General features: G+C 70.4%; 17 protein-coding genes. 5 read left to right on the top strand and 12 right to left on the bottom strand.

Annotation, left to right across the window (positions count from 1 at the left end; all coding sequences use genetic code 11):
- Nucleotides 1–113: 113 nt before the first annotated feature.
- Complete coding sequence (locus OHN74_RS38720; RefSeq protein WP_327699222.1) at nucleotides 114–1,538, top strand: lipase maturation factor family protein; 1,425 nt, start codon at nucleotides 114–116, stop codon at nucleotides 1,536–1,538.
- Here OHN74_RS38720 and OHN74_RS38715 read toward each other — a convergent pair.
- The 8 genes from OHN74_RS38715 to OHN74_RS38680 all read right to left on the bottom strand — a co-directional run bounded on the left by OHN74_RS38715 (nucleotide 1,526) and on the right by OHN74_RS38680 (nucleotide 9,494).
- The gene (locus tag OHN74_RS38715) at nucleotides 1,526–2,362 is read right to left on the bottom strand and encodes an amidohydrolase family protein (RefSeq protein ID WP_327699221.1); all 837 of its coding nucleotides are present in this window, start codon (nucleotides 2,360–2,362) and stop codon (nucleotides 1,526–1,528) included. The genes OHN74_RS38720 and OHN74_RS38715 overlap by 13 nt on opposite strands.
- Nucleotides 2,359–2,673, bottom strand: a complete 315-nt coding sequence (locus OHN74_RS38710) for an L-rhamnose mutarotase (protein ID WP_164316911.1) — start codon at nucleotides 2,671–2,673, stop codon at nucleotides 2,359–2,361. The genes OHN74_RS38715 and OHN74_RS38710 overlap by 4 nt, the downstream gene beginning before the upstream one ends.
- Nucleotides 2,670–3,677, bottom strand: coding sequence for an aldo/keto reductase (locus OHN74_RS38705; RefSeq protein ID WP_443060513.1), 1,008 nt, complete (start codon nucleotides 3,675–3,677; stop codon nucleotides 2,670–2,672). Before OHN74_RS38705 ends, OHN74_RS38710 begins: the two co-directional genes overlap by 4 nt.
- A 32-nt stretch (nucleotides 3,678–3,709) precedes the next feature.
- Complete coding sequence (locus OHN74_RS38700; RefSeq protein ID WP_327699220.1) at nucleotides 3,710–4,465, bottom strand: SDR family NAD(P)-dependent oxidoreductase; 756 nt, start codon at nucleotides 4,463–4,465, stop codon at nucleotides 3,710–3,712.
- Nucleotides 4,462–5,802: an L-fuconate dehydratase gene (locus tag OHN74_RS38695; protein ID WP_327699219.1), complete on the bottom strand. Its 1,341-nt coding sequence runs from the start codon at nucleotides 5,800–5,802 to the stop codon at nucleotides 4,462–4,464. Before OHN74_RS38695 ends, OHN74_RS38700 begins: the two co-directional genes overlap by 4 nt.
- A 71-nt stretch (nucleotides 5,803–5,873) precedes the next feature.
- Nucleotides 5,874–6,899 carry an ABC transporter permease gene (locus OHN74_RS38690; protein ID WP_327699218.1) on the bottom strand — a complete coding sequence of 342 codons (1,026 nt, stop codon included), beginning with the start codon at nucleotides 6,897–6,899 and terminating at the stop codon, nucleotides 5,874–5,876.
- The gene (locus tag OHN74_RS38685; protein ID WP_327699217.1) at nucleotides 6,892–8,418 is read right to left on the bottom strand and encodes a sugar ABC transporter ATP-binding protein; all 1,527 of its coding nucleotides are present in this window, start codon (nucleotides 8,416–8,418) and stop codon (nucleotides 6,892–6,894) included. The genes OHN74_RS38690 and OHN74_RS38685 overlap by 8 nt, the downstream gene beginning before the upstream one ends.
- Nucleotides 8,415–9,494, bottom strand: a complete 1,080-nt coding sequence (locus OHN74_RS38680) for a sugar ABC transporter substrate-binding protein (protein WP_327699216.1) — start codon at nucleotides 9,492–9,494, stop codon at nucleotides 8,415–8,417. Before OHN74_RS38680 ends, OHN74_RS38685 begins: the two co-directional genes overlap by 4 nt.
- Nucleotides 9,495–9,658: 164 nt before the next feature.
- Between OHN74_RS38680 and OHN74_RS38675 the strand changes: the two genes are divergently transcribed.
- Complete coding sequence (locus OHN74_RS38675) at nucleotides 9,659–10,417, top strand: FadR/GntR family transcriptional regulator (protein WP_327699215.1); 759 nt, start codon at nucleotides 9,659–9,661, stop codon at nucleotides 10,415–10,417.
- A gap of 67 nt (nucleotides 10,418–10,484) precedes the next feature.
- On the opposite strand, the gene OHN74_RS38670 is transcribed toward OHN74_RS38675, so the two are convergent.
- Nucleotides 10,485–12,044 (bottom strand): alpha-L-fucosidase, encoded by a 1,560-nt coding sequence (locus OHN74_RS38670; protein WP_327699214.1) that lies wholly within the window; start codon nucleotides 12,042–12,044, stop codon nucleotides 10,485–10,487.
- 48 nt (nucleotides 12,045–12,092) lie between these two features.
- Entirely contained in the window at nucleotides 12,093–13,940 is a 1,848-nt protein-coding gene (locus OHN74_RS38665) for a family 20 glycosylhydrolase (protein ID WP_327699213.1), read from the bottom strand.
- 262 nt (nucleotides 13,941–14,202) lie between these two features.
- On the opposite strand from OHN74_RS38665, the gene OHN74_RS38660 reads away from it, so the two are divergent.
- Entirely contained in the window at nucleotides 14,203–15,546 is a 1,344-nt protein-coding gene (locus OHN74_RS38660; protein ID WP_327699212.1) for an amidase, read from the top strand.
- An 86-nt stretch (nucleotides 15,547–15,632) separates the two neighbouring features.
- Here the strand turns inward: OHN74_RS38660 and OHN74_RS38655 are convergent, their stop codons facing one another.
- A complete protein-coding gene (locus OHN74_RS38655; RefSeq protein ID WP_327699211.1) occupies nucleotides 15,633–15,806 on the bottom strand; it encodes a hypothetical protein in 174 nt (57 codons plus the stop codon).
- Between the two features lie 440 nt (nucleotides 15,807–16,246).
- On the opposite strand from OHN74_RS38655, the gene OHN74_RS38650 reads away from it, so the two are divergent.
- Together OHN74_RS38650 and OHN74_RS38645 are read left to right on the top strand one after the other, a co-directional pair.
- Nucleotides 16,247–16,723, top strand: coding sequence for a hypothetical protein (locus OHN74_RS38650; protein WP_327699210.1), 477 nt, complete (start codon nucleotides 16,247–16,249; stop codon nucleotides 16,721–16,723).
- Nucleotides 16,724–16,778: 55 nt separating this feature from the next.
- Nucleotides 16,779–17,579 carry an SDR family oxidoreductase gene (locus OHN74_RS38645; RefSeq protein WP_327699209.1) on the top strand — a complete coding sequence of 267 codons (801 nt, stop codon included), beginning with the start codon at nucleotides 16,779–16,781 and terminating at the stop codon, nucleotides 17,577–17,579.
- A gap of 85 nt (nucleotides 17,580–17,664) precedes the next feature.
- On the opposite strand, the gene OHN74_RS38640 is transcribed toward OHN74_RS38645, so the two are convergent.
- Nucleotides 17,665–19,176: an SDR family NAD(P)-dependent oxidoreductase gene (locus tag OHN74_RS38640; protein WP_327699208.1), complete on the bottom strand. Its 1,512-nt coding sequence runs from the start codon at nucleotides 19,174–19,176 to the stop codon at nucleotides 17,665–17,667.
- Between the last annotated feature and the right edge of the window lie 73 nt (nucleotides 19,177–19,249).

The following is a 19,249-nucleotide window of genomic DNA, read 5'->3' as shown; positions in this document are numbered from 1 at the left end:
CCATTGTCTGCGTCCCCCACTCGGCGTACGCAAGCCGAGAACCGTCACCCACGGTCACAATGGAAGGGCAGGCGGCGGGAAGGGGAACGGGGAGGGAGAGAGGAGCGGCCGGCGTGGAGTGGTTCACCGCACCCGACTACTGGCTGAGCCGACAGCTCTTCCAGCGGGGCCTGGCCTGCGTCTACCTCGTCGCGTTCCTGGGCGCGGCCCGCCAGTTCCGGGCGCTCATCGGTGAGCGGGGCATGCTTCCGGTCCCCCGTCTGGTCGCCCACGTGCCTTTCGGGCAGGCACCGAGCGTGTTCCAACTCCACTACTCCGACCGCTTCTTCGCCGTCTGGTCCTGGTCGGGCTGCGCGGTCTCGGTGGCGCTGCTGGCGGGGCTGGACTCTCGACTCCCGCTCTGGGCCGGGATGTTGCTGTGGCTGCTGCCGTGGGCGATGTATCTGTCGATCGTCAACGTCGGGCAGACCTGGTACGGCTTCGGCTGGGAGTCGCTGCTCCTGGAGGTCGGCTTCCTCGCCGTGTTCCTGGGCAACGACGAGGTCGCGCCGCCGGTCCTGGTGCTGTTCCTGCTGCGCTGGATCCTGTTCCGCGTCGAGTTCGGCGCCGGCCTGATCAAGATGCGCGGCGACGCGTGCTGGCGGAAACTGACCTGCCTCGACTTCCACCACGAGACCCAGCCGATGCCGGGCCCGCTGAGCTGGTACTTCCACCATCTCCCCAAGCCGGTCCACCTCATCGAGACAGCCGCCAACCACCTCACCCAACTCGCCGTCCCCGTCCTGCTGTTCACCCCCCAGCCGGTGGCGACGGCCGCCGCGTCCCTGATGATCGTCACCCAGCTGTGGCTGGTTCTGTCGGGCAACTTCGCCTGGCTCAACTGGATCACGATCGTGCTGGCACTGTCGGCGGTACGTCTCCCGGACACCGCGCCGACGCCTTCCCCGGACGCCCCGCTCTGGTACGAGATCGTGGTCCTGGCCGTCGGCACGGCACTGGTCGCCCTCAGCTACCGCCCGGTCCGCAACATGCTCTCGCGCCGCCAGGTCATGAACCGCTCCTTCGACCCGCTCCATCTGGTCAACACCTACGGCGCCTTCGGCAGCGTGAGCCGCGTCCGCTACGAGGTGATCGTCGAGGGCACCGCCGACGACGTACCTCGCGAGGACTCCGACTGGCGGGAGTACGAGTTCAAGGGCAAGCCGGGTGATCCCCGGCGCCGGCCGCGCCAGTTCGCGCCCTACCATCTGCGGCTCGACTGGATGATGTGGTTCGCCGCGCTGTCGCCCGCGTACGCGGGATCGTGGTTCGGCGCGCTGGTCGAACGGCTCCTGGAGAACGACCGCGACACGCTCCGGCTGCTGCGCGTCTGCCCGTTCCCGCAGGACGCGCCCCCGCGCTGCGTCCGCGCCCGCCTCTTCCGCTACCGCTACACGACCTGGCGGGAGCTGCGGGCTACCGGTGCACGCTGGGAGCGGGTGTACGTACGGGAGTTCATGCCCCCGACACGGCTCGCCCGGTCGGGTCAGAGGCCGTAGACGCGGGTCGCCGTGCCTGTGAAGACCTGCTCGCGTTCGCTCGCGTCGAGGGATGCGGTCAACTCCTCGGCCAGGGAGATCACTTGGCCGTACGAAGCGGCGAGTGTGCACACCGGCCAGTCGGAGCCGAACATCAGCCGGCCCGGACCGAAGGCGTCCAGGACCGTGTCCGCGTACGGGCGCAGGTCGTCGGACTTCCAGGAGGTGTGGTCCGCCTCGGTGACCAGACCGGAGAGCTTTCCGACCGCGTTGGGCAGGGCCGCCAGAGAGCGGAGCTCCGAGGCCCACGGCTCCGTCGCGCCGGAGGCGATCGGCGGCTTGCCCAGGTGGTCCAGGACGAAGGTGAGCTGCGGCAGCGACTCGGCCGCCCCTACGCACGCGGACAACTGGTGCGGGAGGACGACCAGGTCGTACACCAGGCCGGCGTCGGCGACTGCGGCAAGTCCACGGCGTACGTCCGCGCGCAGCAGCCACTCCGGATCCGGCTCGCCCTGGACCTGGTGACGGATGCCCCTCAGATACTCGCCGCCGGGCAGTGCGCGCAGCCTGGCGAGCTCGTCGGCGATGTCGGTACGGGTCAGGTCCGTCCAGCCGACGACGCCCGCGATCAGCTCGTGCTCCGCCGCGAGCGCCAGGAACTCCGGGGTCTCCTCGGGCACGGTGACCGTCTGGACGAGGATCGTGCGGTCGACGTCGGCCGCGCGGGCCTCGGGCCGGAGGTCCTCCATGGTGAAGTCCCGGCGCAGTGGACTGTCCCCGGCGATCCAGTCCTGGTCCCGGACCGACAGGTCCCACAGATGGTGGTGCGCGTCGACGACCGTCACGGCAGCTCCCAGACCACCGGCAGGCCCGACTCCGTGCCCTCGGCGGAGTAGTCGTGCACCACGTCGAGGAGTTCGGCCATCCGGGCCTGCCAGGCCACGTTGACCGGCAGTTTCTCCAACTCGGCCAGGAGGAGGGCGTAGTCCGCGCACTCCAGGACGTGGAAGAGGTCGGTGCCGCTGCGCCAGATCGTCCAGGAGGTGGCACCGGCGGCGCGGATCGCGTCGGTCAGCTCGACGGGGACCTCGCGGTGGGCGGCGTCGTACTCGGCGACACGGTCGGCGCGGACCTTGGTGTGCAGGGCCACTCTCATGACGGCTCCTCCGACGGCTCTTCGGTGGACAGCAGACCGGTGTCCCTGAGTTCCTGCCAGAAGGCCTCGGGCACGGTTACGGCGAACTGCTCGGCGCAGTCCCGGACTTCGGCGGCCGTACGGGTTCCGACGAGGACGCCGGCGACGGCCGGATGGGCCGCGCAGAAGGCGAGCGCGGCGGCTCGCAGGGTGATTCCGTGGCGGTCCGCGACGGACTTCATGCGCAGGGCGCGGTCCAGCAACTCACCCGACGCTGCCGCGTAGTTGTATGTCGCCCCGGGCCTCGGGTCCGCCAGCAGCCCGGAGTTGAAGGCGCCGCCGATCACGACGGACGTGCCCCGTTCGACGGCGGCCGGCAGCAGTTCGGTGAGCGCGCTCTGGTCGAGGAGTGTGTAGCGGCCGGCGCACAGCACGACATCGACGTCGGTGTCCCGGACGAAGCGGGTGAGCATCTCCGCCTGGTTCATGCCCGCGCCGATCGCCCGCACGACGCCTTCCGAGCGGAGTTTCTCCAGCGCCGGGTAGGCCTCGCGGAAGGCCGACTCGGCGTGGTCGTCGGGGTCGTGGAGGTAGACGACGTCGACGTGGTCGACACCGAGCCGCTCCAGGCTCGCCTCCAGCGTGCGGCGTACGCCGTCGGCGCTGAAGTCCCAGACTCGGTGGTGGGTTGCGGGGACCGCGAAGCCGTTGGCGAGGTCGTCGCCCGCCGGGCCCTCGGTGGGTTCGAGGCGGCGGCCGACCTTCGTGGAGATCGTGTACGCCGAGCGCGGGTGCTCGCGCAGGGCTGCCCCCAGGCGGCGTTCGGAGAGGCCGATGCCGTAGTGCGGCGCGGTGTCGAAGTAGCGGATGCCCGCGCCCCAGGCGGCGGACACGGCGTCGTGCGCCTGTTCCTCGGTGACCTCGGTGAAGAGGTTGCCGATGGCGGCGGCGCCGAAGCCCAGGCCGGTGACCTCGACGCGGCTGCGACCGAGCGCGTGCACCGGCATCGGCGCGGGCGCTGACATCCGAGAGCCCGCTGCGGTGTTGTCCGGAGTGTTCACCGGGCCGCCGGACGCAGTCGCAGGCCCTGCATACCGCCGTCGACGGCGAGTGAGGTGCCGGTGGTGGCGCCGGACAGCGGGCTCGCCAAGTAGGCGATGGCACCCGCGACTTCGTCTGCCGAGACCAGGCGGCCCGTGGGCTGGCGGGACTCCAGCGCGGCACGCTCGGCGGCGGAGTCGGTGGCCGAGTCGAGTAGACGGCCGACCCACGGTGTGTCGACCGTCCCCGGGTTGACGCAGTTCACGCGGACGCCCTCCCGGACGTGGTCGGCGGCCATCGCCAGGGTCAGCGAGTACACGGCGCCCTTGGTGGCGCTGTACAGGGCCCGCTGGGGCAGGCCCGCCGTGGCCGCGATCGAGCAGGTGTTCACTATCGCGGCGTGCGCCGAGTTCCTCAGGTGGGGCAGGGCGGCGCGAGCCGTGCGGACCATGCCGAGCACGTTGACGTCGAAGACGCGCTGCCATTCCTCGTCGTCGTTGTCCTCGACGGTGCCCTGGGCACCGATCCCGGCGTTGTTGACGACGATGTCAAGGCCGCCGAGGTCGCTGACGGCGGCGGCCACCGCCTCCCGTACGGACGTGTCGTCGGTGACGTCGGCCCGGTAGCCGCGCAGCGGTTTCTCGACCGACGACGGGTCCAGGTCGAGGACCGCGACCTGCGCACCGCGCGCCGCCAGCAGTTCCGCGGTGGCCCGGCCGATGCCGGACGCGCCGCCTGTGACCAGCGCCCTGAGACCCTCGAAGTCGGTCATGCGGCCTGCCCCTTCTCCTTCGCCAGGTCGGCAGCCCAGAAGCCGCCGCCGGGGAACGTGAACTCCGCGATGGACTCCGGCCGCATGGTCGCGGAGAAGCCGGGCGCGGTCGGTGCCAGGTAATGACCTTGCCTGATCACCACGGGGTCGAGGAAGTGGCCGTGCAGATGATCGACGTATTCGATGACCCGGTTCTCGGTCGTGCCGGCGAGGGCGACGTAGTCGAACATCGACAGGTGCTGGACGAGTTCGCACAGGCCGACGCCGCCCGCGTGCGGGCAGACGGGGACGCCGAACTTGGCGGCGAGCAGCAGGATGGCGAGGTTCTCGTTGACGCCGCCGACGCGGGCCGCGTCGATCTGCACGATGTCGAGGGCGTCGGCCTGCAGGAGCTGCTTGAAGACGACCCGGTTCTGGACGTGCTCGCCGGTGGCGACCTTGACGGGGGCCACGGCCCGGCGGATCGCCGCATGACCGAGGATGTCGTCGGGGCTGGTGGGCTCCTCGATCCAGTAGGGGTCGAACTCGGCGAGCGCCTTGGTCCAGCGGATCGCCTCGTCGACGTCCCAGCGCTGGTTGGCGTCGATCGCCATACGGATGTCGGGGCCGACGACACTGCGGGCGACCCGGCAGCGGCGTACGTCGTCCTCCAGGTCCGATCCGACCTTGAGCTTGATCTGCGTGAAGCCGTCGGCGACGGCCTCGGCGGCGAGCCGGGTGAGCTTCTCGTCGTCGTAGCCGAGCCAGCCGGCGGAGGTGGTGTAGGCGGGGAAGCCCTTCGCCAGCAGCTCGGCGGTGCGTTCGGCGGCGCCCTCCCGGCCCCGGCGCAGCAGGTCGAGGGCCTCCTCGGGGGTGAGCGCGTCGGTGAGGTAGCGGAAGTCGACCTGCTGGACGAGCCACTCGGGTTCGGCCTCGGCGAGCAGCCGCCACAGGGGCCGGCCCGCCCGTTTCGAGGCGAGATCCCATACGGCGTTGACGACCGCGCCGATGGCCATGTGCATCACGCCCTTCTCGGGTCCGAGCCAGCGCAGCTGACTGTCGCCGATCAGGTCGCGGTTCAGGGTGCCCGGGTTCGCGCACAGCTCGTCGACGGACCGGCCGACGACATGACCGCGCAGCGCGTCGATCGCGGCGACCTGGACCTCGTTGCCCCGCCCGATGGTGAAGGTGAACCCATGCCCCTCGTGCCCGTCGGCCGCGTCGGTACGCAGCACGACATAGGCCGCCGAGTAGTCGGGGTCGGGATTCATCGCGTCGGAGCCGTCGAGCTCCCGCGAGGTGGGAAACCGGATGTCGTAGGTGTCGACCGCGGTAACGCGGGCGGGGGTCGGGGACACGGAACGCCTTTCGGTCAGTGGCAGGGGCTCGATGGGGGAGCCTCAGGGATACGTGAGGGTCGGGGCGGGGATCAGTCCTGGGCCCGCCCTGTCGTCACGCGGGCGATCATGAGAGCCACCAGGATGATTCCGCCGTAGATGGCCTGGATCCAGAACGACGGCACCTGGGCCAGCGTCAGCAGGTTCTGCACAACACCCAGCAGGAGTACGCCGGTCAGCGCACCGAACATCGTGCCCTTGCCGCCGTCGAGGCTGATGCCGCCGATGACGGCCGCGGCGAACACGGTGAAGATCATGTTGTTGCCCTGGTTGGCGCTGATCGCGCCGACGTACCCGGTCTGCATGATCCCGCCGACGGAGGCGAGGACACCGGCGACGACGAACACGCCGAGCATCACCCGTTCGACCCGGATACCGGCGGCCCGGGCCGCGTCCGCGTTGCCGCCGATCGCGTACAGGGCGCGGCCGACGCGGTGGTACTTGAGGACGAGGCCGGCGACGGCGAAGCAGGCCCCGGCCACCCACACGGACATGGGCACGTTGAGGAAGGTGGTGGTGGCCAGGGAGTAGAAGGAGTCGGGCATGCCGAACAGAGTCTTGCCCTTGGTCGAGCCGACCAGCAGCCCACGCAGCACGATCAGCATCGCGAGCGTCACGATGAACGCGTTGAGCTTGAGCTTGACGACCAGAAGGCCGTTGAACGCGCCGACAAGGCCGCCGACGACGAGGATCGCCAACAGAGCCAGTACTGCGGGGAACTCGGTCCCCCACCCGGACTGCGCCACCGGCAGCACCAGCAGCGCGCCGATGGCCGGGGCGATGCCGACGACCGACTCCAGGGAGAGGTCGAACTTGCCGGTGATGAGGACGAGCGACTCGGCCAGCACGACCATCGCGAGTGCCGCGGAGGCACCGAGGATCGAGATCAGGTTGCGTTCGGTGAGGAACGAGTCGTTGACCACCGTTCCGAGCACCATGAGCAGCAACAGGGCTGGCACCAGGGCGAGTTCACGGGCTCGGCGGAGCAGTACGGTCTTGGCCGAACGCGAGTCCGGGGCCCGCAGGGGGGCGAGCGGTGGGGCCTTCGTGTCAGCCATGGTCCACTCCTTCGATGGAGGCGATCAGCTCGTGGTCGCGCCAGCCCGCCGGATGTTCGGCGACGACACGGCCGTGGAAGAGGACGAGGACGCGGTCGCAGCGGCGCAGGTCGTCGAGTTCGTCGGATACGACAAGGACTGCGGTGCCGTCCTCACGGGCGCTGTCCACGCGCGCGAGAAGGGACTGCTTGGACTTCACGTCGACGCCCGCGGTGGGGTTGATGAGGACGAGCAGTCTGGGGTCGGAGGCGAGGGCTCGGGCCATGACGACCTTCTGCGCGTTTCCGCCGGACAGGTCGGAGACGGGCTGTTCGGGGCCCTCGGCGTGGATGTCGAGGCGTTCGATGAGCTCGGTGGCGAAACCTCGTTTGCGGTCGCCGGAGACGAATCCGTACCGTCCGAGCCTGCGCAGGACGCTCATGGTGGCGTTGTCGCCGATGGTCATGCCGGAGACCAGCCCCTGTTCGTGCCGGTCGCGCGGCACACAGGCGACACCCGCGGTCAGTGCCGCCTGCACGTCCCCGAACGGCAGCCGCGCGCCGTCGAGTTGGGCCGTTCCGCCGGTCGGTGTGTGCAGTCCGGCGAAGGACTCGGCCAGCTCGATCTTGCCGCTGCCGCTGGACCCGGCAAGTCCGACGACCTCACCGCGGCGAACGGTCAGATCGATGTTCTCGTACGCCGCCGAGGTGAGTCCCTCGGCGGCCAGCAGCACCGGCTGTCCCGGTTCGACTCCCCTGAGGGTGACGGCCTGTTCGGCGATCGACTCCCCGGCCATGGCCTCGATCAGGGCCTGGCGCGGGAGGTCGGCGACGGGGGCTGTGGTGATCCAGCGGGCGTCGCGCAGGACGGTCACCGTCTGGCACACCTCGTACACCTCCTGGAGGTGGTGCGAGATGAACAGGAAGGTGACGCCGGAGTCCTGGAGCGCTCGCATCCGGGTGAAGAGCCGCTCGATCTCCCGGCTGTCGAGCTGGGCGGTCGGCTCGTCGAGGACGATGAACCGGGCGCCGAAGCTCAACGCCCGTGCGATCTCCACCATTTGGCGGTCCTCGACCTTGAGGTCGGCGGTGCGGGCCTCCGGGTCGACGTGGACGTCCCAGGTGTCGAGCAGTTCGGCGGCCTCGCCGCGCAGCCGGCGCCAGCTGATGACTCCGCCGCGCCCGGCCGGCTGCCGGTTGATGAAGAGGTTCTCGGCGACCGTCAGCTCGGGGACGACAGTGGGCTTCTGGTAGACGCAGGCCACCTTGGAGCGCCAGGCGTCCCGGTCGGTGAGCGGGGGTGCGGGCTGGCCGTCGAAGCGGACCGTGCCCTCGTCGGGCGCCTGGAGTCCGGTGAGGATGGAGACCAGGGTGGACTTTCCGGCGCCGTTGCGGCCGACGAGGGCGTGCGACTCACCCGCCAGGACGGTGAGTCGACCGTCCTGGAGCGCGGTGGTCGGACCGTACCGCTTGGCGATGCCGTGGGCCTCGACAAGCGGAACGAGAGAGGTGTCCGGGATTTCCCGTTGCTGGCTGCTCATCCGACCGTGTTGCCCCAGAGGCCGGGGTCGTCGACGTTTTCCTTGGTGACCAGGGGCGCGGGCAGCTGGTCCTCCAGGAGGCCGTTGGGCAGCTTGACGATCTCGGAGTCGTGGTCGGTGGGACCCGGCTCGAACGTCTTTCCGGCCATCGCCGCCTTGATGTAGTACATGCCGTACTTGGCGTAGAGGTCGGCGGGCTGCGAGACGGTCGCGTCGATCTCGCCCTTGCGGATGGCGTCGAACTCCTGCGGGATGCCGTCGTTCGAGACGATCGCGATGTGGCCGGCCTGGCCCATCTTCTTCAGCATCCCCTTGGACTTCAGGGTCTGCAGCGTGGGCGCGAGGTAGACGCCGCCGGCCTGCATGTAGATGCCCTTGAGGTCCGGGTTGGCGTTGAGGAGCGTGTCGAGCTTGGAGGCCGCGGTGTCCGACTCCCACTTGGCCGGGATCTCCAGCACCTTGAGCTTCGGGAACTTCTCCTTCACGCAGGCGCGGAACGCCTCCGACCGGTCACGGCCGTTCACCGACGCGAGATCGCCCATGATCTGGACGACCTTGCCCGAGGTGATGTGCTTGCCGAGATACTCGCAGGCCTGCTCGCCGTACGCGACGTTGTTGGCGCGTACGACCATGGCGACCTTGCCCTTCTCGGGCGCCACGTCGACGGCCACGACGGGCACGCCCTTGCGCTCGGCCTGGTCGAGGCCGGCCTCGATGGCGGCGCTGTCCAGCGGCGCGACCACCAGGCCCTTCACGCCCTGGTTGAGCTGGTTGTTGATGTCGGTGATCTGCTGCGAGGGGTCGCTGTTGGAGTTGACGGTCTTCAGCGCGTCGACGCCCTCGGCCTTGGCCATCTTCGGCACGTAGTCGTTGTACGACTGCCAGAACGGGGAGGTGAGCAGCGGCAGGATCACTCCGACCTTGCCCGTTCCGTCGCTGTCACCGCCAGTGGCGACGGTGTCCTTTGTGCTGCCGCAGGCGCTGAGTACCAGGCCGGTACAGGCGGCGAGGGCCACCACACCGAGGCTCCGCGCTCTGGCGCGCTTCTTCGGGTTCCCCACTGTTCGGTCGAGCATTTGGTAGCTCCTCGTTGAGCGTGATCGAGCGGATGCCGCATATTTATCAGACCACTTCCAGGTAAGAACAGCCCATCGGGCCAAATTTTCCTAGATTCCGGCTGTAGTGGTCCGACCAACCCTCTGGTTAGACTGCGGCGGACCCGGCGACAGGAGGACACGGCGTGGACGAGATCCCGGCCAGGAACGGCGAGGCCGCCCCACAGAAGGGCACCGTGACGCAGCGCGCCATCGACCAGATCAAGGCACTGATCGGCGAGGGCCGACTGGAACCGGGCGAGCGGCTGCCCACCGAGCGCGATCTCGCGGCCCGGCTGGGTATCTCGCGCAGCTCGATGCGGGAGGCGATCCGGGCGCTCACCGTGATGGGCGTACTGGAGGCCCGGCACGGCTCGGGCATCTATGTGACCCAGCTGGAGGCCGGCGACCTGCTGGAGACCTTCGGTGTGGTCGCGGACCTCTCACGGGGCCCACGACTGGCCGAGCTGCTCGAGGTACGGCGCATCCTGGAGTCGACGGCGACCGCCCTGGCCGCCGCCCGGATAACCCCGGAGCAGCTCGCGGAGGTGGAGAAACACCTCACAGCGATGAACGCCACCGACGATCCCGAGGAAATCCTCGCCCACGACCTGGCATTCCATCGCGAAATCACCGCTGCTGCGGGCAACGACAGCATGGCGGCGATCCTGGAGGGCCTCTCCTCCCGCACCTTCCGCGCCCGCGTCTGGCGCGCCTACCAGGAGGAGGGCGCCTTCACCCGCACCCGCCGCGAGCACGCGGCGATCCACCGCGCGCTCGTCGCCCACGACCCGGAGGCGGCCCGGGCGGCAGCCGCGGCCCACGTCGGCGAGGTGGAACAGTGGCTGCGGGGCCAGGCCGCGTCCCCGCCCGCCCGCTCGACCGGGGACGAGCGCCCGGTCTGAGCACGGCACCGGCGTACGGCGGGTGCGGCACGGGAGCGCACCCGCGTACGACGCCCGCCGGCGACCGTCAGCCCACCGCCGAGCGGTACAGCCCGAACTCCGCGATCGGCACCTCCGCGCGGGCCCGTGTCACCCGAACCCGCCACCGCCGCGCCCGGACAGGAGCCGCCAGCAGCAGAATCCGGCTCGCGCCGACCGTGCCCGCCCCCGCCACCCGGGTCCAGCGGCCCCCGGCGAACGCCTCGACGACGAAGGCCTCGACCTGCTGTCCCTGCCGGATGTCCTCCGCGAGCCGAACCCGGTCCACCTCGCGTTCCCTGCCGAGGTCGACGGTGACGACACCCGGAGTCCGGGTGACCACGGCCCCGGCCGTCAGGTCGGCGGGCAGTTCCCGGTCGACGCGCTCCCGGAACTCCCGCAGCCGGGTGACGTCGGCGGCGGCGAGGAGGCCGTCGGTGTCCGGCGGGACGTTGAGGAGGAGTACGGCGTTGCGGCCGACCGAGCCGAAGTAGATCTCGGTCAACCGGTCGACCGACTTGGGCTGTTGGTCCGCGTGGTAGAACCAGCCGTCCCGGATCGACACATCGCACTCGGCCGGCCACCACTGCACGTGGTCGGCGACGGAACGTGCGGCCACGAGCGCGTCCCGGCCGCCCATGTCGGCCGCGTCGTACGAGAGCGCGAAGTCGGTCTTGCCGTAGTCCTTCTCGGTGACCGGTACGACGCTCCACTCGTTCTCGCGCGCCAGCCCGCCCTCGTTGCCGACCCAGCGGACATCGGGGCCGGAGACGGCGATCGTGGCGTCCGGGGCGAGCGTGCGGACAAGCGTGTACCAGCTGTCCCAGTCGTACTTCTCGACCTTGTCCGGCGGGATCCGCCCCTGGGCGCCGTCGAACCAGACCTCGTCGACGGGTCCGTACTCGGTGAGGACCTCGTGGAGCTGGTCGAGCATATGGGCGCCGTAGTCGGTGGCGGGGAGGGTGAACGTCGGGCCGTCCGGACGGTCGTCGTTCGCGACCGGGCTCGGGATGGTGTGTTCGGTGCGCGCGCTGCCGTTGGCGTAGACGCCGTGGAGGTACTGGTTCTCGTCGGCCGGGGAGATGTACACACCGACCTTCAGCCCGTACCGCCGCATGGAGTCGGCGAAGGAACGCAGTACGTCACCCTGCCCGCCGCGCCAACTGCTCGACGCCACCGAGTGGTCGGTGTACCGGGAGGGGTAGAGGACGAAGCCGTCGTGGTGCTTGACGGTGAGGATGGCGAGCCTGAAGCCGCCGTCGCGCAGGGCCCGCGCCCACTGGTCGGTGTCGAGGCCGGTCGGCTGGAAGACGTCCGGGTCCTCGTCACCGGTGCCCCATTCGAGGCCCGTGAAGGTGTTGACGCCGAAGTGCAGGAAGGCGGTCCGTTCCAGCCGCTGCCAGGCGATCTGCCGTGCGGTGGGCCGGACCTGGGAGGCCTTGCGGACGAGGACCTCGGCGGAGTCGGTGGGGGCGACAGGGATACGGAAGGCCGGTTCCTCCGCGACTGGAGCCGTGGCCCGGCCCGGAGCGGCCAGGGCGAGTGAGGTGCCCCTGGAGGCGACGATCGCGGCGGCTGCCGTGACGAAGAGACGTCTGGAGACTGTCATGGGGGAACGGGCTCCTCGGGTCAGTGGATGGCGGTCGACGGAGCGTGGTCAGTGGAGGGTGTTCAAGTGCCAGACAGCGGGCGGCTGCCGGTCCGGCGGGTACTGCGTGAGCCGACCGTCGCCGGTCACGTGCACCGTCATCCGCGTGATCGCGTTGACGAGCGCGAGGCCCCCCGCGACCTGCTCCAACTCCCAGCGCTGCAAGGTGTTTCCGGCATCGCAGGTCTGTGCGGTGATCTCGACACCGGGCTGCAGCGGGGTGTTGAGCGTGAGCTTTCCGCCGCGCACCTCCAGGCAGCCGTCCGCGGTGCGCAGGGTGACGTATCCGTCGGGTGTGCGCCGTACGTCGGCGGTGAGGGAGGCGGCGCCCGCCCGCAAGGTGTACGTCCCGTCCGCGACCGGCACCCGCGTCAGGTCCCGCCTGCCGGGTGCGTGCCCGACGGCGGTCGCCCGCGCGGTGAACCGGTCGTAGGTGGCGTCGGGATGCGGATCGCCCCAGGTGGCCTGGGCGAGATGGCGCAGCGCCGGGTCGGTGTCGACGGCGACCTCGTTCTCGGTCTCGCCGCGCCCGTTGTCCGGCCAGAGGCTGATCTTCGCGCCGGTGATGCCCTGGCTGGAGGCGAGTTTCTCGCCCTCGAAGCTGCGCGGATCCCAACTCTGGTCGTACAGGCCCTTGGTGTCGCTGTGGAAACCGCCCCTGACGAGGTACAGCGCGTAAGCCGCGTTCATCAACGAGTAGCCCTGGGCGCGGAGTCGGCTCGGTTTCACGGCCACGTTCAGCCAGTGCTCGACCGTCGTACCCGCGGCCACCGGCACGGTGTTGGCCCCGGTGAGCCCGTCGTTCCAGATCCGCAGCTGCTTCCCCCTGGCGGCCAGGTGGGTCCGGATCCGGTTGACGAAGTCGATGAAGGCGTCCTGGGGTGTGGCGTCCGCCCCGTACTTCTCCCGGGCGTACCGGAGCATCTGCGGGTACTTGGCGAAGTCGGAGCCGAGCATGTACTCGTCGGCACCCATGTGCCAGGAGCCGCCGGTGAACACCTGCGCGTACTCGTCGATCAGGCTCGTGTAGTAGTCGAAGGCGGCGGGCTGCGTGATGTCGAGCCTGCTGGGCTGCCTGTTGCCGTCGGAGTCGGTGAGCTGGAGATCGGGGCGGTTCTCGATCCAGGGGTCCATGTGGCCCGGGGAGTTGATCTCCGGGACGATCTCCACGTGGTACTTGTCGCCGAGCGCGACGAGCCGCCGTATCTCGTCCTTGGTGTAGTAGCCCCAGGTGTTGGCCTCCGGGTGGGCGTCGCTCTTCACCTTGAGTTCCAGGAGCAGCTGGTTGAGCTTGTGGTATGCCATCTCGCGTACGAGGTTCTCCAGCCACGGCGTCGAGATGTGGATGTAGCAGGCGCACACGCCGACGCCCCGTTCCGCGTACCGGGGCACGTCGACCGTGCGTCCGGCGGGGATCCGGTCGCCCTGGGCGAGGAGCTGGAGGAGGGTGCGGGTGCCGTAGAAGGCGCCCGCCTCGGTCGCGCCGGTCACCGACAGCCGGGCGCCCGACCGGAGTTCGTACCCCTCCGCGCCGAGTGCGGCCCGTCCGGGGGCCACGTCGATAACGATGTCACCGGCCCGTGCACCACCGCTCACCACGGGGACGACGCCGTGGCCCGCGTCGCGCAGATCGTCGGCGAGGGTGTCCGCGACCCTGCGCTCGGGCGCGGAGTCGGCGACCAGCCGGGCGGCGCCGCCGTACCGATAACTCCCCTGCTCCGGGGTCCAGTCGGTGAGGGCCGGCACGGTGACCGGGACGCTCGCCGCCGCTGTGCGCGCGACGGCCGGGACCGGGGCGGCAAGCAGCAGAAGGGTCACCAGCGCACCCAGAAGCCGACGTCTTGGATACCTGCTCATCTGGAAGCTCCCATTCATCGGAGGTGTGATGATTGAGCGCGCCCCAGGGACTGTCAATGGGGTCCAGGACCAGGCCGGTTCAGCCAGTGATCGGATGACCAGCGACTCTGCCACGGCAACGAGACGCCCCGGCGCCAGAAAAGTCCAAGAGACACGGGCCGAATGTCCAAGCTCGACGACACTCGACTCCCCTCTGTACTCGCGAGTAGCCTCATCGCCTCACGCGTTGCACGATGTGTTGCATCCACCCCGAGGAGCCCCCGTGACCAGCTGGGCCGGCCGTACCGCCGCAGAGATCGCCGCCGCCGTACGCGAGAAGCGCGTCACCCCGCGCGAAGTCGTGGCCGAGCATCTCGCGCGCATCGAACTGCTGGACGTGAGGGTCGGCGCGTTCCGCCGGCTGCGGGCCCAGGAGGCGCTGGCCGAGGCGGACGAGGTGGCCGGCCGCGCAGACCTGGCGGACCTTCCGCTCGCGGGCGTACCCATCGCGGTGAAGGACAACCTGGGCGTGCGCGGCGAGTCGACCCGGCACGGTTCCACGGCGACGCCGGACACCCCCGCCGACCACGACCATGTCACCGTGGCCCGGCTCCGCGCGGCGGGCGCGATCGTGGTCGGGGTCACCAATGTGCCCGAGCTGTGCATCTGGGGCACCACGGAGGGCCCTCTCGGCACGGCCCGCAACCCGTGGGACACCACCCGCACCGCGGGTGGTTCCTCGGGCGGCAGCGCGGCGGCCGTCGGCGCCGGGATGGTGCCCGTCGCACTGGGGAACGACGGTATGGGCTCACTGCGCATCCCCGCCGCCAACTGCGGTGTCGTCACGATCAAACCGGGCCTCGGGGTCGTCCCGGCGGGCATCGGCAACGGCGACTGGTTCGGCATGTCGGAGAACGGTCCGCTGGCGACGACGGTCGAGGACGCCCGTCTGGTGCTGTCGGTCCTCGCGGACACCCCGTTCGTACGGTCCGACGCGCACGCCGGTCGCAGGATCGCCCTCTCCGTCCGCAGCCCCATCGCCGGCGTCGTCATCAGCAGGCCGTACACCTCCGCCGCGCGCGAGGCCGCCGCCCTGCTGGACGGCGCCGGTCACGAGGTGCGGCCCGCCGATCCGCCGTACCCGCTGTCGATCGGCGTCACCTCGTTCACCCACTGGACGGCGGGCACGGCACGGGACGCGGAGGGCTTCGACCGGAGCGGGCTGACCCGGCGCACCCGGGTCCACGCGGCCGTCGGGCGCCGGTTCATCGGCTACGTCGAGCGGGGCCGGCACAAGGAACAGCTGCGCCGGCGCCTCGAACCGTTCTTCGCCGAGCACGACGTGCTGCTCACCCCGGCACTCGCCCGGCGCTCACCCGCCGCCGCGGCCTGGCACGAGCGGGGCTGGCTGCGCAATGTCCTCGCCAACACGAACTACTCGCCGATGACGCCCCCGTGGAACCTGACGGGCTGGCCGGCGATGGCGGTGCCGTTCGGCACCCTGCCCTCGGGCGCGCCCTGCGCCGTGCAACTGGTGGGCCGGCCGGGCTCGGAGGCCGTACTCCTCGACGTGGCCCAGCAGTTGGAGGAACTGCACCCCTGGCAGCGGACGGCTCCGCTCGCCTGACCGCGATGTGCCGGGTCTCTTCGGTCGGCATGGGCGTGAGTCCCGCGCCCATGCCGACGGCGTTCTCGACAGGTCCTGTCGTGGCGTCAGTCGACGCTGGGCAGGATGTGGGGCTCGGCGAGGTCGTCCTCGTAGCCCGCCAGGCGGATCGGGGCCGACCTGGCCCACACGTCGAGGCTGCCGAGCCGGTCGCTTCGGTCGCCGGGGGCCGCCGTTCGTTCTTCGGGGCCCTGTTCGAGATTCGTCTTCTCCGGTGTCACCGCGCACTCCTTATGTGTCGGGTAACCCTCAGGACATTCGGGACCGGTCCGATGCCGGTCGCTCCACGTCCACTCGGGTCTGGGTCAAGAGCAGTCAGGACGCGGTGGCGCCGGTGACGGACCATGGGTGTGGGTGGAACCCGGTCGTGCTGCCCGTCCGCTCCAGTATTAACCAAATGAGCGGGCTCCCGCTCGATGGGGTGAAAACAAGGAGTAAAGAACTCAAGTCGCTCAGTGTTCATTCAGCCATGATCTGCGGTTCTTTGTGCCCTTGAGCGCTGTTTGCGCATCACCCGTACGGCTCAGTGGACGCACCCACGTACGCCATTGCCGGAACACGTCCGGCAGTTCAGCTCCCGTTGGTCCGCGCGCAAGTCGGCCCTGATCTGCTGGCCGACAGCAACGGCTGGTCCCGCGGCAGGACTCGGGAGGACTGACGTATGGAGCTGCGCGGCGTCGAGGAACTGATGGACCTGCTGCACGCCTGCCGGGGCACCCCGGAGCACGGCGGCGGCCCGGTCGGCCCGGTCGGCCCGGTCGGCCCGGTCGATCTGCACCAGCACGCCCTCCAGACGGCCGCCCTGCTGCGCCGAAGTCGCCCCGCGGACAAGGAACTCCAGGTGGCGGGTCTGGTCCATGTCATCGGCCGGCTCCTGGTGCCCGGTGCCCCGACCCGGCACGCCCGGGTCGCGGCGGACGCCGTCCGGCACCTGCTCGGCGAACGGGTCGCCCGCCTCGTGCGCGACAGCCCGTACGCCATGGACCTGGACCCGTCCATGGACCCCGACGCGCTCGCCCTGCGGCAGGCGGACGAGGCCGGCCGGGTCCCGGGGTTCGACGCGGGCGTCCTGGAGGACTGGCGCACACTGCTCGAACTGGTCGCGCAGCAGCACTCAAGGCTGGGTGCCGTCGACTGAATCCCCTTACGTACAGGGGCTGTTGACTGACGGTTCGTCATGAGACGGTACGCGGATGACGTCGCCGTACGGACTCGACGGGCGGGTCGCCCTGGTCACCGGGGGCACGCGCGGGATCGGGCTGGCCGTCGCCGGGGCGCTCGTACGGGCGGGGGCGAGGGTGTGTGTGACGGCCCGTGACCCGGAGGGGGTACGGCGGGCCGCCGAGACGCTCGGCGGGGTCGGGCTGGCGGGCAGCGTCGCCGACCCCGCACATCTGTCGGCGTTGACCGAGTTCACACTCGACACGTTCGGGCGGCTCGACATCCTTGTGAACAACGCGGCGACCAACCAGCCCTACGGCCCGCTCATGGACGCCGACCCGGACGCGTGGCGCGAGGCGTTCACGGTCAACGTCGAGGCTCCGCTGCGGCTGACGCGGTGCGCGTGGCAGGCGTGGATGCGCGACCACGGCGGCACCGTGGTCAACATCTGCACGGAGGGCGCCACCCATGTCGGCCCCAACATCGGCGCCTACGGCACCAGCAAGGCGGCCCTGCTCCACCTCACGCGGCAACTCGCGGGCGAACTGGCCCCGAGAGTACGGGTCAACTCGGTCTCCCCGGGCCTCGTACGGACGGAGATGGCCCGCTTCGTGTGGGAGCAGGGCGAGGACGCCGTAGCCGCCGGGCTGCCCCTAGGCAGGATCGGCGAGCCGGAGGACGTGGCGCGGGCGGTGCTGTGGCTGGCGTCGGACGCGGCGGAGTGGGTAACAGGGACAGACTTGTTGGTGGACGGCGGAACCCGGGTACGCCCGGCGCGAACGAACACGACATACACGGTCCATGAACAGATGCGGCAACACAGACCCACCTAGGGGCGCGGGGCTGTGTCAATTTGCGGCTCCGCCGCGTGGGCGCGACCAGCCCCCACCGACCCGCAGCCGCCCTACCACCACCCGCTTACCACTTACCGGGCGCGTAGTCCTTCATGAAGACCCCGTACAGGTCCTCCCCCGCCTCGCCCCGCACGATCGGGTCGTACACACGAGCCGCCCCGTCGACAAGATCAAGCGGCGCGTGGAACCCCTCGTCGGCCAGGCGCAGCTTGTCGTAGTGAGGACGTTCGTCGGTGATCCAGCCCGTGTCGACCGAGGTCATCAGGATCCCGTCGGCCTGGAACATCTCCTGCGCGCTGGTCCGCGTCACCATGTTCATCGCGGCCTTCGCGGCGTTCGTGTTCGGATGGCCCGCACCCTTGTACCCGCGCCCGAACACACCCTCCATCGCCGAGACGTTGACGACATACGCCCGCTTGCTGACCGCGGCGCGCGCCGCCCCGGCCATCGCCGGCCGCAGCTTGCTGATCAGGATGAACGGTGCCGTGTAGTTGCACAGCTGGGTTTCGAGGAGCTCCACCGGGGAGATCTGCTCGATGGTCTGCACCCAGGTGTTGGTGTCGACGACGTCGGGGACGAGACCGCCCGCGTCGATGGCGGTGCCGTCGAGGTGCCGGGCGATGCTGGCGTTGCCCGCGACCAGGGCGAGGTCGGCGACCTTCTGGGCGTCGATGCCGCTGATACCGACGGGCAGCGCGGCCAGTCCGTCGACCGCACCGGAGTTGAAGGCGCCGATGACGTGGTGGGCGGGCAGCTCACCGGCCGGCAGCGGGGCGCTCTCGGCCTCGACCAGCGCGGCGTACGCGGAGGGCAGCCGGCGTACGGTCTGCGTCGCGTTGTTGATGAGGATGTCGAGCGGACCCTGCTCGGCGACCCGGTCGGCCAGGGCCACGACCTGTGCGGGGTCGCGCAGGTCGGTGCCGACGACCTCCAGGCGGTGGAGCCAGTCCGCCGAGTCGTCCATGGCCTTGAAGCGGCGGATGGCGTCCTTGGGGAAGCGCGTGGTGATCGTGGTGTGCGCGCCGTCGCGCAGCAGCCGCAGCGCGATGTACATGCCGATCTTGGCCCGGCCGCCGGTGAGCAGCGCGCGCTTGCCGGTGAGGTCGGTGCGGGCGTCGCGGCGGGAGCGGTTCTCGGCGGCGCAGTTCTGGCAGAGCTGGTGGTAGAAGTAGTCGACCTCGACGTAGCGGGTCTTGCAGGTGTAGCAGGAGCGCGGGCGCTGGAGTATCCCGGCGATCTGCCCCTCCTCGGTCACCGACGACGGCAGGATGCCCTCGGTCTCGTCGTCGATGCGCTGGGCGGAGCCGGTCGCCGTGGACTCGGTGACCGCCTTGTCGTGGGCGGTCTTGGAGGCCCGGCGCTCCTGCCGGCGGCGCTGCTTGACCGTGCGGTAGACGCCGGCGGTGGCGCGGCGCACGGCGATTGCGTCGGGGTGGTCGACGTCCAGTTTGTCGAGCTCTTCGAGCACGGCGAGGCAGACGGCCATGCGCTCGGGGTCGATGCCGGGGCCGTAGGAGACGTCGCCCACGTCGCCCGAGCCGTCCACGGCCGTCGGGCCGTCCTCTGTCACCGTCATCGCGCTGCCGTTCCCTGGGTCGCCGTCGCGGCGCTCAGACCGCGCCCGCTCTCGAACAGGCGATTTTACGGAA

It is taken from the genome of Streptomyces sp. NBC_00459 (assembly GCF_036013955.1).
In the GTDB taxonomy this organism is placed as follows: domain Bacteria; phylum Actinomycetota; class Actinomycetes; order Streptomycetales; family Streptomycetaceae; genus Streptomyces.
The sequence above is the reverse complement of the archived record's forward strand: the minus strand, read 5'-3'. Positions and strand labels throughout refer to the sequence as shown.